At 44.5% G+C, this 15,633-nt stretch carries 14 protein-coding genes and 1 pseudogene; 12 read left to right on the top strand and 3 right to left on the bottom strand.

The genetic code is table 11. The features are described from left to right. Window positions 1-60 precede the first annotated feature (60 nt). Window positions 61-1,121, top strand: a pseudogene (locus tag ACTRWI_RS14525) (NnrS family protein). 67 nt (window positions 1,122-1,188) lie between these two features. Here the strand turns inward: ACTRWI_RS14525 and ACTRWI_RS14520 are convergent. Further along, on the bottom strand, window positions 1,189-2,196 hold the full coding sequence (locus ACTRWI_RS14520) for an adenosine deaminase (RefSeq protein ID WP_499132355.1): 1,008 nt from the start codon (window positions 2,194-2,196) through the stop codon (window positions 1,189-1,191). A gap of 354 nt (window positions 2,197-2,550) precedes the next feature. On the opposite strand from ACTRWI_RS14520, the gene ACTRWI_RS14515 reads away from it, so the two are divergent. Further along, window positions 2,551-2,868 carry a DUF3622 domain-containing protein gene (locus ACTRWI_RS14515; protein WP_017056240.1) on the top strand — a complete coding sequence of 106 codons (318 nt, stop codon included), beginning with the start codon at window positions 2,551-2,553 and terminating at the stop codon, window positions 2,866-2,868. Window positions 2,869-3,069: 201 nt separating this feature from the next. Here the strand turns inward: ACTRWI_RS14515 and ACTRWI_RS14510 are convergent, their stop codons facing one another. Then, window positions 3,070-4,116: a succinylglutamate desuccinylase/aspartoacylase family protein gene (locus ACTRWI_RS14510; RefSeq protein WP_499132353.1), complete on the bottom strand. Its 1,047-nt coding sequence runs from the start codon at window positions 4,114-4,116 to the stop codon at window positions 3,070-3,072. Between the two features lie 421 nt (window positions 4,117-4,537). Between ACTRWI_RS14510 and ACTRWI_RS14505 the strand changes: the two genes are divergently transcribed. Beyond that, window positions 4,538-4,855 carry a DUF3332 family protein gene (locus ACTRWI_RS14505; protein WP_499132351.1) on the top strand — a complete coding sequence of 106 codons (318 nt, stop codon included), beginning with the start codon at window positions 4,538-4,540 and terminating at the stop codon, window positions 4,853-4,855. A gap of 122 nt (window positions 4,856-4,977) precedes the next feature. On the opposite strand, the gene ACTRWI_RS14500 is transcribed toward ACTRWI_RS14505, so the two are convergent. Beyond that, complete coding sequence (locus ACTRWI_RS14500) at window positions 4,978-6,450, bottom strand: aminoacyl-histidine dipeptidase (protein ID WP_499132350.1); 1,473 nt, start codon at window positions 6,448-6,450, stop codon at window positions 4,978-4,980. A gap of 455 nt (window positions 6,451-6,905) precedes the next feature. Between ACTRWI_RS14500 and vcdP the strand changes: the two genes are divergently transcribed. The 9 genes from vcdP (at window position 6,906) to ribD (ending at window position 15,573) form a co-directional block, all read left to right on the top strand. Continuing rightward, window positions 6,906-6,992, top strand: a complete 87-nt coding sequence (gene vcdP, locus ACTRWI_RS14495; RefSeq protein WP_499132357.1) for a small protein VcdP — start codon at window positions 6,906-6,908, stop codon at window positions 6,990-6,992. A gap of 518 nt (window positions 6,993-7,510) precedes the next feature. Continuing rightward, entirely contained in the window at window positions 7,511-8,800 is a 1,290-nt protein-coding gene (locus ACTRWI_RS14490; protein WP_499132348.1) for an NCS2 family permease, read from the top strand. Window positions 8,801-8,883: 83 nt separating this feature from the next. Next, window positions 8,884-9,348, top strand: a complete 465-nt coding sequence (gene gpt, locus ACTRWI_RS14485; protein WP_499132347.1) for a xanthine phosphoribosyltransferase — start codon at window positions 8,884-8,886, stop codon at window positions 9,346-9,348. 89 nt (window positions 9,349-9,437) lie between these two features. Beyond that, window positions 9,438-10,691, top strand: coding sequence for an esterase FrsA (gene frsA, locus ACTRWI_RS14480; protein ID WP_499132346.1), 1,254 nt, complete (start codon window positions 9,438-9,440; stop codon window positions 10,689-10,691). A gap of 143 nt (window positions 10,692-10,834) precedes the next feature. Then, window positions 10,835-11,224 carry a sigma factor-binding protein Crl gene (gene crl / locus ACTRWI_RS14475; RefSeq protein ID WP_499132344.1) on the top strand — a complete coding sequence of 130 codons (390 nt, stop codon included), beginning with the start codon at window positions 10,835-10,837 and terminating at the stop codon, window positions 11,222-11,224. Between the two features lie 121 nt (window positions 11,225-11,345). Continuing rightward, entirely contained in the window at window positions 11,346-12,485 is a 1,140-nt protein-coding gene (gene proB, locus ACTRWI_RS14470; RefSeq protein WP_499132343.1) for a glutamate 5-kinase, read from the top strand. Window positions 12,486-12,593: 108 nt separating this feature from the next. Next, entirely contained in the window at window positions 12,594-13,844 is a 1,251-nt protein-coding gene (locus ACTRWI_RS14465) for a glutamate-5-semialdehyde dehydrogenase (protein WP_499132342.1), read from the top strand. A gap of 156 nt (window positions 13,845-14,000) precedes the next feature. Continuing rightward, window positions 14,001-14,450: a transcriptional regulator NrdR gene (gene nrdR / locus ACTRWI_RS14460; RefSeq protein ID WP_008218648.1), complete on the top strand. Its 450-nt coding sequence runs from the start codon at window positions 14,001-14,003 to the stop codon at window positions 14,448-14,450. Between the two features lie 10 nt (window positions 14,451-14,460). Beyond that, a complete protein-coding gene (ribD, locus tag ACTRWI_RS14455) occupies window positions 14,461-15,573 on the top strand; it encodes a bifunctional diaminohydroxyphosphoribosylaminopyrimidine deaminase/5-amino-6-(5-phosphoribosylamino)uracil reductase RibD (protein ID WP_499132340.1) in 1,113 nt (370 codons plus the stop codon). Window positions 15,574-15,633: the final 60 nt, after the last annotated feature.

Here is a 15,633-nt window from a genome sequence, read left to right as displayed (position 1 = left end):
GAGGCGTACCCGTCCTTTTTAATAAATCAAACTATCCTGGTGAACGCTTACTGGGTCATCATGTTCCAAAACGGTCAGCCAGAAATGCTAAAAGTACCGGCGCTTTGGTGGCACGTACACGAAATGCTGTTTGGTTTCTCAATGGCGATAGTGGTCGGTTTTGTGTTAACGGCGGTACAAACGTGGACGGGTGTCAACGGAACCAAGCACTATCGGTTGGCTGCCCTTGTTGGCTTATGGATCGCACCTCGTATTCTGTTTTGGACACCTGCTCCGTTATGGTTTATCTCGTCGGTTGAGGCGTTGTTCTTAATCTTCGCCGCCTACGAAATTGGTTTTCGTGTCGTGAAGTCGAAAGGCTGGAAGAACCTGTTCTTTGTACCACTGTTTATATTGGCTATCGTGGCGAACTTTTCTAGTTACGCGACCGTTAAAGGGATGCCTCCATTTCCTTCATCAGCGGTATGGCAAGCGATGTTGTGGTGGTTTACCTGTTGCTGTCTGTAATGGGCGGACGAGTGATTCCATTCTTCACGGTACGTCGTTTTGATTTTGAAAAAGCTCAACCCTTAGTTTGGTTGGAATGGCTAGCGAATCTACCTTTGGTTGGCTTATTTGTGTTGAGCTTCTTCCCATTGACCTTTGCTCAAGTCGGTAATGAGTTGATGGTATTTTCAGGTGTAACCCAATTGGTACGCTTTATCCGCTGGAAGCCTTGGACAACTTTGTCTAAGCCTTTGGTGTGGTCGCTGCATGCGGCTTACCTATGTATCCCTCTAAGCTTGCTGCTTCGTGGTCTGTTAGACAACCCGTTTGCGAGTCACAATATGCTGCACTTGTTTGCGATTGGTGGTCTGAGTGGGTTAATTCTTGCGATGATTACACGCGTGACGATGGGACACACCGGTCGTGCTATCTATAAAGGGCCAAGTATGGCTTTGGCGTTCTCGGCTATTTTTATCGCGGCGCTAGTACGTAGTTTAGGGGTGATCTTCTTTCCGGCGTATTTATTTGAGATGGTCAACATCAGTGCGGGTTTATGGACGTTAGCATTTGGGCTATTTATCTGGAAGTTCGGCATGATGCTATTAACACCAAGAGTGGATGGTCACCCGGGCTAAGCTAATTGGTTATCTACCCATACTGAAAGGGAAGCGCTGAGCTTCCCTTTTTGATCTTCATAACTCATTAAGTATTTGCTGAAAGGTATTGGCGTACCTGTGTAGTGAGATCTTCTTTGGCGTGAGGCGAGATGAAACTGGCTTCGATGGCATTAATACTGAATTGCACTAATTCATTTTTCGTCACTGGGTGAGCATTGGCGACGGCGAGGAAGTTATCATTCATATAGCCGCCGAAGTAAGCGGGATCATCGGAATTGATGGTGACGCACAGCCCTTTTCTCAACAGCTCGACGATGTTGTGCTCTTGCATGGTGTCGAAGACCTTGAGCTTAGTATTCGACAGTGGGCAGACCGTCAGCGGTGTGCGTTTGGCTATTAGCTGCTCCATCAGCTCTTCATCTTCTACACAGCGAACGCCATGATCAATTCGGGCAATGCTTAGCAAGCTCAGAGCGTCGATAATATTTTGCGCAGGGCCTTCTTCTCCGGCGTGCGCGACAGTCAGAAATCCTTGGTTGATCGCTTCTCGAAATACATGTTTAAACTTCTCTGGCGGATTTCCCTGTTCTGATGAATCTAGCCCAATGGCAATGATCTCATCTTTATAGGGAAGGGCTTGTTTGAGTGTTTCAAAAGCGCTGTCTTCATCGAGATGACGCAGAAAACACATGATCAGCTGGCTGCTGATACCAAGCTCTTGCTCCGCTTGATTCAAAGCTCGAGTGATCCCGCCGACGATGACTTCAAAGGCAATGCCGCGTTCAGTGTGAGTTTGAGGGTCAAAAAAGATCTCAGTATGAATCACATTATCTTGCTGGCACTTCAACAGATAAGCCCACGTCAGATCGTAGAAATCTTGCTCATGAATCAGTACGTTAGCACCTTGATAGTAGATGTCGAGAAAGGATTGAAGATTGTGGAACTGGTACGCCTCTCGTATTTGGTCAGGGGTCTCAAAGGGAATCGACACGTTATTACGCTTGGCGAGCTCGAACATCAGCTCTGGTTCTAATGTACCTTCTATGTGTAAGTGCAGCTCAACCTTCGGTAAATGTTTGATGAAGCTATCCATAGCAACTCCTTAGCTATTTTAATTATGGGCGGAGTAGGTGAGGCAGTAGAGTCTATAAACCTGAGCAAGCAGGTATCTCTTTCATTTGTCTCTGTTTGAGCATAGTTCATTTCATTGTTGTCGATAAAACAGGGCAGAAATTGATGATGAATTGGAAGTTATGAACTAACAGAAATCAAGCGTAAACGATTTGCAGCATTGGAGTGTGATCCGCTGCAAATATTTGCAGCAATATTCATTGATTTGTGCTCTAATACCGCGCTTACCAAGGGATGGTGTTAAATGATGCTCACTTAGATGGAGTTATCAAAGTTGACCGATCCCTTAATGATCTCCCTTAGGAAAAAATAGAACATGTCTAAGAACAAAAAATTTGATATCCGCCTTACAGAAAAACGCAACGGTTGGTGTGCAGAGATTACTCGTCAAGTAACGTCTCGTAGCACTACAGTATCTAAGCGTGAGTCTGGTTTCGAAACTGAAGCTCTAGCACAAGAGTGGGCAGAGAAAGAGCTAGCATCTTTCATCGCTAACCAAGCTGAACGTAACGAGCGTAAATCAGAGCAGCGTAAAGAGCGTGACGAACTACGTCACACTAAAGAGCTTAAAGCTGAGCAAGCACGTGAAGCGCGCGCTAAAGCTCGTGCAGAAGAGCAAGAAGACGCTGAGTAATTCAGTGCATGATTAATTTATAGATCCCTTAATTTTAAGATAAGGGATTTGTAAAAAAAGCCCCGATATAACTTTTCTCTTTCTAGTTAAAAGTATATTGGGGCTTTTTAGTTTGTGGAGTTCTGTTTTATTGTGTTTAAGAGCACTGTTTTGGCTTCTCGCTTTTAGCGTCGAGCTATTAAACTTTTTAGCATTGCCTGATCAGTTATTCAGCGCAGTTAGCCAATCGTCTTCTGCTACTTCTTCAATGTAGCTTTCTACTGATTGTCCTACTTCTTCATCGTCTTGCTTAAAGTAAGCAATATGGAACACAGCATCACCTTCGTTTACCAAAGGTAGAGTTTGTTGACCAATCACGATACCGCCTTTGGTTGTGATCACTTGGCCTTCTTGGTGACCTAATGGTGAACTGATGTAAGCAAGGGTTTGTCCTGCTTCAACTTGTTCGCCAAGTCTTACGATGTTACGCAAAATACCGTCTGATTCCGCGCGGATCCAGCTGGTGGATTTACTCAACACAGGCTCTGGCAACTTTTTTCGGTTAGGACGCAGCATACCGATTTCTTTCATCACCTGATGCACGCCAAGGTAACCCGCGCGAATCGCTAGATGATCAAAACGCAGCGCCTCACCACCTTCGTATGTCAGGACTGGAATACCTAACTTTTCCGCTTCGCTTCGCAGTGAACCATCACGCAGTGGTGAGTCGATGATCACTGGTGTCGCGAACGCTTTTGCGATACGCATGGTTTCTGGGTTCGAAAGGTTTGCACGAATTTGTGGCAAGTTCGTACGGTGAATCGCGCCCGTGTGTAGATCCAGAATGAAATCACAGTGCTTAGCCACGTTCTCGAAGAAAGTGTAAGCGATACGCGATGTTAGCGATCCTTTCTCACTACCAGGGAAGCAACGGTTTAGGTCGCGACGGTCTGGTAGGTAACGAGACTTATGAATGAAGCCGAATACGTTAACGATCGGCACGACAATCAATGTCCCTTTCAATTTCTTAGGATCAATCGCATTGGTGAGCTGGCGTGCAATCTCAACACCATTTAACTCATCACCGTGAATCGCAGCGTTTACCATCAGTGTTGGACCTGCTTGGCGACCGTGAATGATTTCAATCGGGATCGAAAGTGGAGAGTGCGTGTAAAGCTGAGCTGCTTGCAGTTCAATCTCCATTCGCTGTCCTGGCTGAACAGTAGAACCAAGTAATTCGAATGGTTGATTAGGTTTTAGTCTTGCCATTTAGGTTGTTCTCAACATGGTGATAATTCGTTAACACGGAATGTAGCAATCGTTGATTTTTAGTACGAATCAATCGCTTTACGGTAACGACAAAACTTTTTTGTGGAGGCGTATCGGGAACGGTATTCCATGGATGGCGGCCTGTTTGGAATGCACCTGTTATTTGTAAGGTTTCTGGCAATTTATTGATTTAACTCTGATAATTTTGTTTTTGGCACTTGCTATTATCCATCGCCATTTTCTGGCGGCCAATTGCAAATATTGAGATGAAAATGAAAAAAAACAATGTCAAAAGTTGTAGCACTTGCAGTGGTCTCTGTTGCTTTATCTGGCTGTGTTGGTAGCAACGCAGTAACCGGTTACCTAATGAAATTCAACTATTAAAGCTGTTGATAACCGTTATGCACGTGGCGGTTTAAACTTGCTGCTGGCACCGGCATACGGTCTAACGGTTGCAGCAGACTACCTAGTATTTTACTCTCTAGAATTCTGGACAGGTAGCACCCCACTAACGGAAGCACCTGTAGGCCCAATCACTAATATAAATATGATAGAAAAAGGTCAGATACAGCAGATTGATGAAAGCACTATCCAAATGGACATCACTTACCAATCTGGTGAGCGACCGACACTAATCGGTGTTCGTGACGGCGAGATGGTAACGTACTTCATCGATGGTGAAGTGGTTGAACAAACTTCAATTGATGAGCTAAAGAGCTATGCAGCTTCACGCGCTTAATGTCTTAGCTGATCGTAAAGCTTAGATACAAAAACAGGTACTCATTGAGTACCTGTTTTATTTTGTGCCGATGAATAGTACTTACCGCGAAACCCTATCTATCGAAAACATAATGGTTCGAATTATGCTTTTTCTGGGATTGCTTCTAGCAGCGCAACCATTTGGTTCCAGAATAGTTCAACCGTATCAATCTTCACTTTCTCATCTGGAGAGTGAGGGAACTTGATAGTTGGACCGAAAGAAACCATGTCCATGTTCGGGTAAGGTTCTTTGAATAGACCACACTCAAGACCAGCATGGATAACCATGATGTTTGGCTTGTTACCGTAGATACCTTCGTACATGTCGCGGAAGATGTGCATGATTTCTGAATCTGCGTCTGGCTTCCAACCTGGGTAAGCGCCAGAGAATTCGATGCTCGCACCAGCAAGCTCTGCTACAGAGTGAAGCATGCTTTCAACTTGGCTACGGCCAGAGTCGATCAGAGAGCGAATTAGGCAAAGTACAGTGATTGAGTTCTCTTCTGTCGTGATAACACCCACGTTCAGAGATGTCTCAACAACACCTTCAATCTCATCACTCATACGAATCACGCCGTTTGGCGCCGCGTTAAGTGCTGCGATGAAGCGAGCTTGGTCAGCAGCTGCAAGTGCGCCCATTTCAACTGAAGCTTCTTCGTTGAAAGTCACGATGCTGTCTTCTACTTTACCTAGCTCTGTAGAAAGTAGCTCTGTGTAGTAGTTGTATAGCGAAGCCAGTTTCTCTTGGTTTGCCGCTGGAACAGCAACGGTAACGAAACCTTCACGAGGAATTGCGTTACGTAGGCTGCCACCTTTGAATTCTACGAGGCGTAGGTCTAGCTCTTTCGCGTGACCCGCTAGGAAGCGAGCAAGCAGTTTGTTCGCGTTTGCACGACCTGTGTGAATATCACAACCTGAGTGGCCGCCTTTAAGACCTTTAAGCGTTAGCTTACGAGTCACGAAACCTGCTGGGATTGCAGTACGAGCAACGTCAAATGTCATCGCGCCGTCGATACCGCCAGCACAACCCATGTACACTTCGCCTTCTTGCTCTGAATCGGTGTTAAGAAGGATGTCACCTTCTAACCAACCCGCTTCAAGACCGAACGCACCTGTCATACCTGCTTCTTCGTCTACTGTTAGGAGAACTTCGATAGGGCCGTGCTTGATTTCACTTGATGCAAGAACCGCCAAGCATGATGACATACCCATGCCGTTATCTGCGCCAAGTGTTGTGCCTTTTGCAGTAACCCACTCACCGTCGATGTACGGTTGGATTGGATCTTTAGTGAAGTCGTGAACCGTATCTTCGTTCTTTTGTGGAACCATGTCGATGTGAGCTTGCAGCACAACACCTTTTTTGTTTTCCATACCTGGCGTCGCAGGCTTTTTGATGAATACGTTACCCGTTGGATCACGGCGTACATCTAGGCCTTGCTCTGTCGCCCAAGCAATAATGTATTGAGCAAGCTCCTCTTCATGCTTTGAAGGGTGTGGGATTGAGCAAATCTTATCGAAGAACTGCCAAAGAGGGGCAGGGGATAATTTACTGATCTCAGAATGGAATTCAGACACGGATGACTCCTTTTTTATTTGATAACCATATATTTAGAGTTTCTATGGGTATAAAAATAGAACAAAAAACTAAAATATAGGTCTGTTTTGATGCTGACAGCATACCACTAGACCGTTTTCACGAGTAGCGCTTATAAACCTTAAATCCTTCAAATTTTGAACGCCATCCTGTTCATTTGATCTTTCTTAAGCGCCTTGATGCTTATAAAAGAAGCAGGCAAACGTTTATTTAAACTTGCCGTGTAATTTAATTACATTTTTAAGTTTGTAAAATAACCTTTATCGGCTAAAAGTGTGACCTTAAGCAAAAAATGCTTGTAATCTTTTTTCTTTGAAGTATATTTATAACCAACTTCTGAAGTGAAGAGTAAATGCTCAAAGGATGAGTCCGTTTATCGCCTCCAAGGAACCGAGAAATCAAATTCGTTTTTTATTGATTTATTAAGGTGATAGTTATGAAAGGTTTACCATCTGTAATGTTCTGGCTTAACAACTCTGTTTACACTAGCAACTTTGCATACCCTACAAGCTTCGGCTACTAATACCGTAAGCATGTAACTCGAACAGTTTTGTTCACCCCTATATATTGGAATTCTCTTACAACCCTCTTGGTTGACAGATTCTACCGCCACTCATTTTTGAGTGGCGTTTTTTTTGCCTGCTACTTTATCTCCAGCTGTGATTCATCATCTATTTACGACTATGGTCGGTTGTTTTTTAAACAGAAAAATGTCAATTTGAGTCTTATTACCGATTCTGTTGAAAATCGGACAACTCTTGTGGGTTTTAATTGGCAAATTTAGCGCCAGTTTCTTAATGAAAATAACTGATGGTTGAAAAAGCAATCAAATAAATGCGACCGTTAAATTGTTTTTAGTCTGTTGTTTTTAATATGTATTTTTATTTTTTGATGTGATTTTTAATCGCTTGGTTTCATACGTCATTCTGACAAATATTATTTAGAGCCTTAATTCTATCTGGAATTTGTTATTTGATAACTTTATAATCCAAAACCAATCGATTACGCAACCGTTTACTTTTACCCTTATAGGATTCGATAATGTTCGAAAAGCTATTCAAACTCAGTGAAAACGGCACCAATGTGCGCACTGAAATCATCGCAGGTCTAACAACCTTCCTAACAATGGCTTACATCATTTTTGTAAACCCAATGATCCTAGCTGATGCTGGTATGGACCACGGCGCTGTATTTGTAGCAACCTGTTTAGCGGCTGCTATTGGCTGTTTCATCATGGGCTTTGTTGCTAACTACCCAATTGCTCAAGCTCCAGGTATGGGCCTGAATGCCTTCTTTACCTACGCGGTTGTGATGGGCATGGGTTACACGTGGCAAGTTGCTCTAGCGGCAGTGTTTGTTTCGGGTGTGATCTTCATTTTCTTGAGCATCTTTAAGATTCGTGAATGGATTATCAACTCGATTCCTATGTCTTTGCGTGTAGGTATCTCTGCGGGTATCGGTCTTTTTCTAGCATTTATTGCGCTTAGCAATGCGGGCATCGTGGTTTCTAACCCTGCAACAAAAGTATCACTTGGTGACATTACTGCTATTGCTCCTATCCTTGGTGCTCTTGGTTTCTTCCTTACTATTGCTCTTGTACACCGCGGTGTGAAAGGCGCAGTAATGATTGCAATTCTAGCTATTACAGCTCTTGGCATTATCATTGGTGACGTTCAGTACGGCGGCATCATGTCTACACCACCAAGCCTTGCTCCGACTTTTATGCAGCTTGATTTCTCTGCAGTATTTGAAATCGGTATGATCTCTGTTGTCTTTGCTTTCCTATTTGTCGACTTATTCGATACAGCGGGCACCCTAGTTGGCGTTGCGACAAAAGCAAATCTAATCAAAGAAGATGGTAAACTACCCCGTCTGAACAAAGCACTGCTTGCTGACTCAACAGCAACGTCTATCGGTGCACTTCTAGGTACATCTAACACAACTTCGTATGTAGAGAGTGTTTCAGGCGTTGCTGAAGGGGGGCGTACGGGTCTAACGGCTGTTGTAGTGGGCGTACTTTTCCTTCTTGCTCTTTTCTTCTCGCCACTTGCAGGTATGATTCCGGCGTTTGCAACATCAGGCGCACTTTTCTATGTAGCAATTCTGATGATGTCAGGCCTAGTTGGCATTGATTGGCGTGATCTTACGGAAGCAGCACCAGTCGTGGTAACATGTCTACTTATGCCGCTTACGTACTCTATTGCTGAGGGTATCTCACTAGGTTTCATCGCTTACGCTGCAATTAAGCTGCTAAGTGGTAAAGGTCGCGACGTTTCACCTGCTGTGTGGATCATGTCGGTAGTCTTTATTCTTAAATACATTTTCGCTTAATCGTCTAGATTTCTGCTTAAACGCTGAAGAGGCTATATTCGTCATAGCCTCTAATAACATGAAAAATTATTAGGTTTTATACTATGAGCAAAAAATTTGTTATCACTTGGGACAACATGCAGACTTACTGCCGTCAACTAGCAGAAAAGCAAATGCCTGCAGAGCAGTGGAAAGGTATCTGGGCTGTAAGCCGTGGTGGTTTGGTTCCTGGTGCAATCTTGGCTCGTGAACTGGGTATTCGTCACGTAGATACGATTTGTATTTCTAGCTACGACCACGATCACCAACGTGATATGACTGTCGTTAAAGCACCTGAAGGTGACGGCGAGGGTTTCCTAATCGTTGAAGATCTTGTTGATAGTGGTGACACTGCACGTAAGCTTCGCGAGATGTACCCTAAAGCAAAACTGATCGCTGTATGTGCTAAGCCTTCTGGCGCTCACCTACTAGACGAGTACATTGTTGATATCGCTCAAGACACATGGATTGAGCAACCTTGGGATACTAGCCTAAGCTACGTTGAGCCAGTAAATCGCAAGTCAAAATAAGTGTAAACTTAGTTTTTTGAGAAATGACCCTTTATAGGGTCATTTTTTTTTATATTATTAGTGGAAATCATTTCTTATTAAGTGCCCCAATGTCTGAACCAGAAGAAACGAGCTCGAACCTTTCGGAAACCTTGTTTGTAAAACACAAGCAGGCCAAAGAGACCTCAATGCTGACACAATACATGCCAAGCTCTGAAGCGTTATTGGATGAGAAGCGTGAACAGCAAAACTTATCATGGTACCGAAACCTAAGACGTCTTCAGTGGGTGTGGCAAGGCGTGAATCCTATTGAGCAAGAAGCTGTACTGGCTCGAATCGCGTCCTCAAACAACTCTCGTACTACCGATGAGTGGCTAGACACAGTGATGGGATACCGCAGTGGTAACTGGGCTTATGAATGGACCAAGTTGGGCATGTTGCATCAGAACCGCTCTAACGAAAAAAGCGGTGAAGAGGTGGCTGAAGAGCTGTTCTCGGCCTCTTTATGTTTCAGTATTGCAGGTTATCCGCACCTAAAGAATGATAACTTGGCGGCCCAGGCCCAAGTGTTAGCGAACGCAGCCTATTCTGAAGCGATTAAGCACACTAAGCTGATTGTTAAGCAGATTGAGGTGCCATACCAGAACAAGAAAATCAAAGCCAACCTACACTTAGCGAAAACCGACAAACCTCAGCCTGTTGTGATCGTGAGTGCAGGTTTAGATAGCCTGCAAACGGACATGTGGCGTTTGTTTAGGGATTATCTGGCACCGAAGAACATTGCAATGCTTACTGTTGATATGCCATCGGTAGGGCATAGCTCTCATTGGCCATTAACTGAAGATTCTTCGTGCCTGCATCAGGCAGTATTGAATGAGCTGCCAAATATCCCATGGGTTGACCACTATAAAGTGGGCTTGTTTGGTTTCCGCTTTGGCGGCAATGCGATGGTTAGGCTGTCTTTTATCGAGCAACATAAGATCAAAGCGTGTATCTCTCTTGGTGCGCCAATTCACGACATCTTTGTGCATGCCGATAAGTTGAAGAAAATGCCAAAGATGCATCTAGATGTGCTGGCTTCTCGCTTAGGTAAAGGTGCCGTCGATATCAATAGTCTTTCCGGTCAGTTGATGGCGTGGTCTTTGAAGGTGCAAGGCCTGTTGTCGAACAGCAAAACCAATGTTCCTATCTTAGCGTTAGCCTTAGAAGGCGATCCTGTGTCACCGCCAATGGATAACCAACTGGTTGCTATTTACAGTGATTACGGCAAGGCAAAGAAAATTAAATCGAAATCAATTACACAAGGTTATGAGCAATCCCTCGAATTAGCGATAAAGTGGCTTGAGGACGAATTATTTAGATGACATTTCTCCTAAATTAGTTAAGCATTAAAAGTGTACAGATTAAGTACCTGATACTCAGAGAAAATTTATAAATCCAACTGCGTGGTTTTAACGTATTGCAGTCTGAGTAACGTCATTCTTAACATTGAAAATGGAGATTCAATATGTCAGAAGTGACACAAGAACCAACACATTATCGCTTGTTAAACGTATTAAAGGCCATTGGGCCATATTTGAGGGAGCCGCAATCAGAAGAAGGTCACTATATTTTTGATTGCTTATCAGTATGTGTGAACGATAAAAAATCACCAGAAGAGCGTGAGTTCTGGGGCTGGTGGATGGAGTTGGACAAGTCTGAAGAGGGGTATTCGGCGAAGTACAATATTGGTAAATACAACATTGAAGGCAAGTGGGATTCATTACCTTTGCCTAAAAAGGCGGTTGCTGAGGTCACTAAAACTCAAGAAGCCTTCCACCAAAAACTGGTCGATGAACTTCAAAGTAAGTTTGAAATCAGCATCCAATTAGACGAAGAGTCTGTCGAATTTGTCTGATTTTAAAGGTTACTATTCCATATAAAGTAAAAAGGTGCGATTTCGCACCTTTTCTGCTTGTGAATTCCCCTGTTGATTGCTAAAACATCACCTCTTATTTGTTTTATCCATAAAAGACTTCATGACAACAAATCATCAAAGCGGGACAACAGCGCAGCGTAAAACTGTCGTTGTTAAACTGGGTACCAGTGTCTTAACTGGTGGAACATTGGCATTAGAGCGTGCTCATATGGTTGAGCTGGTTCGTCAATGTGCTGAATTAAAAAAACAAGGCCACTCTGTGGTAATGGTTTCGTCTGGCGCAATTGCAGCAGGACGAGAGCACCTTGGTTACCCCGCACTTCCTAACTCAATGGCGAGCAAACAGTTGCTTGCTGCAGTTGGGCAAAGTCAGTTGATTCAAGTTTGGGAGTCTTTATTCGCTATCTATGGTCTTAAAATCGGCCAGATGCTACTGACTCGTGCTGATCTCGATGACCGTGAGCGTTTTCTGAATGCTCGTGACACGATCAACGCACTCGTTGAACACGATATTATTCCTGTCGTGAATGAAAACGATGCAGTAGCGACCAACGAAATCAAAGTAGGCGACAACGATAACTTGTCGGCACTGGTTGGTATTTTATGTGGCGCTGATAAGCTTTTGCTACTGACAGACCAAAAAGGTCTATTTACTGCAGACCCTCGCAAAGATCCAAATGCGGAGCTCATCAAAGAAGTAAAAACCATTGATGACACGCTGCGTAAGATTGCAGGCGGTAGTGGCACGACTTTAGGTACCGGTGGTATGGCGACAAAACTGCAGGCGGCGGATATTGCTCGTCGAGCTGGTATTGAAGTTATTATTGCAGCAGGTAGTGCTGAAAATGTGGTTTTTGACTCTTTGAGTGACAATCCTCAAGGCACACGTTTCTTGCCGTTAGCCGAGGCGCTTGAAAACCGTAAGCGTTGGATTTTAGCTGGCCCAGCTTCTGCTGGTGACATCGTGGTTGACGATGGTGCGGTGAATGCCGTTAACACCAAAGGCAGTAGCTTGTTGGCAAAAGGGGTGGTTCGAGTTAAAGGCGAGTTCTCTCGTGGTGAAGTCACCCAAGTCACAGACAGCAAAGGCAAAGTAGTCGCGCGTGGTATCGCTAGCTACTCAAGCCAAGACCTTGCAAAAATAGCAGGCAAGCACAGTAAAGATATTGGCGACACCCTTGGTTACGATTACGGGTCAGAAGTCATTCACCGTGACGATCTTGTCGTTATCCAAGAATAGTTCGAGATGACAAGGCGATGAACAGCGCATCTGGTTTTTGCACTAGATGCAGGTTGTAAGCATCGCCTTTTTCATCCAAAAGCAGACAGAATTTAGGGAGAGTTAAACGTGGATTTAACTAACATGGGTATCGCAGCAAAAGAAGCTGCTTTTCACCTAGCGACCACATCAACGGCGCAAAAGAACAAGGCATTGGCGATCATCGCCGATGAGTTAGAAGCAAATGCAGCCGCTATCTTAGAAGCGAACGCGAAAGACATCGAACTGGGCCGCGAAGCGGGTTTAACGGACGCACTTCTTGACCGCCTACTTTTGAATGAAGAACGCTTAACTGGCATCGCTAACGACGTTCGTAACGTTATTAGCCTGAACGACCCTGTGGGCAGCGAAATCGACAGCAAAGTACTGGAAAACGGTATGTCACTGTCTCGTCGTCGTGTACCGCTTGGTGTTGTTGGTGTTATCTATGAAGCACGCCCGAACGTAACGATTGATATTGCGGCGCTGTGTCTGAAAACGGGGAACGCAAGCATCTTGCGTGGTGGTAAAGAGACCTTTTTCTCGAACATGGAACTGGTAAAAGTTATCCAGTCTGCACTAGAGAAAGCGGAGCTTCCTGCTGCTTCTGTTCAATACATTGAAAAGTCAGATCGTGAGTTGGTTTCTCAGTTGCTTAAGCTAGATGACTATGTAGATATGATCATCCCTCGTGGTGGCGCTGGTCTACACAAGATGTGTAAAGAGAACAGCACTATTCCGGTTATCATTGGTGGTTTCGGTATCAGCCATATTTTCGTTGATGAGAGCGCGGATCTTGAGAAGTCTGTTAATGTGGTTGAAAACTCGAAAGTACAACGCCCATCAGCATGTAACTCACTAGATACTTTGCTTGTTCATGAAGCGGTAGCTGAGGAGTTCCTTGGCAAGCTTAAAACACGTCTTGCGGAGAAAGTGACATTAGTAGCTGACTCAAGCGCGAAGGCACTTATTGCTGATTTTACTGACGTGCGTGATGCAGGTGAAGATGACTTTGACACCGAATGGCTAAGCTACACACTTGGTGTAAAAGTGGTTGCGGATGTTGCAGAAGCGATTGACCATATGCGCGTGCATAACGCGAGCCATTCAGATGCGATCATGACTAATAGTTTAGAAAGCTCTGAGCGCTTCATTAACTCGGTAGGTTCAGCAGCAGTGTACGTGAATGCATCAACTCGCTTTACTGATGGCGCACAGTTTGGTTTAGGCGCAGAAGTGGCAGTCTCTACTCAGAAACTGCACGCTCGTGGTCCTATGGGCTTAGAAGAGCTGACCAGCTACAAATGGGTGGGTAAAGCGAATTATCTTGTTCGCGGTTAATGTTTCTCGTTAACTTTACTCTGCAGCTCATTTTAAAAATTGCTTTCGCGTAGCAATAATCAATGAATCAGCACACAAAAGGGCCTTAATTGGCCCTTTTTCTTTCCTAACGTTTGGCAATTCCGTTACACTGATATTCAATTATTTGGAGGTGATATGCATTGTCCTTTTTGTTCAGAGAACGACACTAAAGTAATCGATTCAAGACTGGTTGCTGATGGCCATCAGGTTCGTCGTCGCCGTCAATGCCTTGCATGTAGCGAGCGTTTCACTACGTTCGAATCGGCAGAACTCGTGATGCCGAAAGTCATTAAGTCGAATGGAAACCGCGAACCGTTTAACGAAGATAAAATGGTTGGTGGTGTGCAACGAGCTCTGGAAAAACGCCCTGTGAGTGCTGATGCGATCGAACTTGCTATCAGTAATATTAAGTCACAACTCCGTGCAACAGGTGAGCGTGAAGTTCCAAGCGAAATGATTGGTAATCTAGTCATGAGCCAATTAAAAGAGTTAGACAAAGTCGCGTACATCCGTTTTGCTTCTGTTTACCGCAGCTTTGAAGACATTCGAGAGTTTGGCGAAGAAATCGCTAAATTAGAGGATTAATCCCTCAGTCATGTCTAACTTTTCTCCCCTAGATTTTCAAATGATGTCGCGTGCTATCCATTTAGCGAAACGCGGCATTTACACCACTGCGCCAAACCCAAATGTCGGTTGTGTTATTGTACAAACCGATGGGCAAATTGTTGGTGAAGGCTTTCACGCTAAAGCGGGTGAACCTCACGCTGAAGTGCATGCCATGCGAATGGCGGGTGATAAGGCAAAAGGTGCGACGGCTTATGTCACACTAGAACCTTGTTCTCATTATGGTCGTACACCACCGTGTGCCGAGGGCTTGATTAAAGCTCAAGTGGCTAAAGTCATTTGCGCGATGCAGGATCCAAACCCGAAAGTCGCTGGACGTGGTATCAAAATGCTGCGTGATGCAGGCATTGAGGTTGAAATCGGTTTACTTGAGCAAGATGCTTTGGACTTGAACCCAGCATTTATTAAGCGTATGCAAACAGGCATGCCTTTTGTTCAGCTTAAGATGGCAGCCAGTCTCGATGGGCAAACGGCACTAGCAAATGGTCAGAGCCAGTGGATCACATCGCCAGCAGCACGTCGTGATGTTCAAAATTATCGAGCAAAGGCGGGCGCAGTATTATCAACCAGCCAAACGGTAATTGATGATAACGCTTCACTTAATGTTCGCTGGGCTGAATTACCAAGTAGCGCACAGGCTCATTACGCTGAAGCTGACGTACGTCAGCCTGTTCGCGTGATTCTTGATCGTCAAAATCAACTGCGCCCTGAGCTCAAGTTATACCAATTGCCAACAGCCGTATTAAGAGTCGCAGAGGCGTCTGCTGACATTGAAGTCGGTACTACTGATACAGGTCAGCTAGATTTACATGATCTGATGCGCCAATTACCTGCTAATCATATCGACCATATTTGGGTCGAAGCGGGTGCAACACTGGCAAAAAGCTTGGTTGAAGCACAGTTGGTGGATGAGCTAATCCTTTATTTAGCTCCTAAAATAATGGGCAGTGACGGAAGAGGTTTGATGGGCGCGTTAGGGCTCACCTCGATGTCTGATGTTATTGATTTAGAAATTAAAGATGTTCGACAAGTTGGTGTGGATATTCGCATCGTAGCGAACCCCGTATTACTAAACCGACAGTAACGAAACGATAGTGGAAATAAATCCGCGCCTAGATACATGTTGTTGACAACAAAAAGAGTT

The organism is Pseudoalteromonas sp. G5_S1_14_S5 (assembly GCF_054968605.1).
The sequence above is the reverse complement of the archived record's forward strand: the minus strand, read 5'-3'. Positions and strand labels throughout refer to the sequence as shown.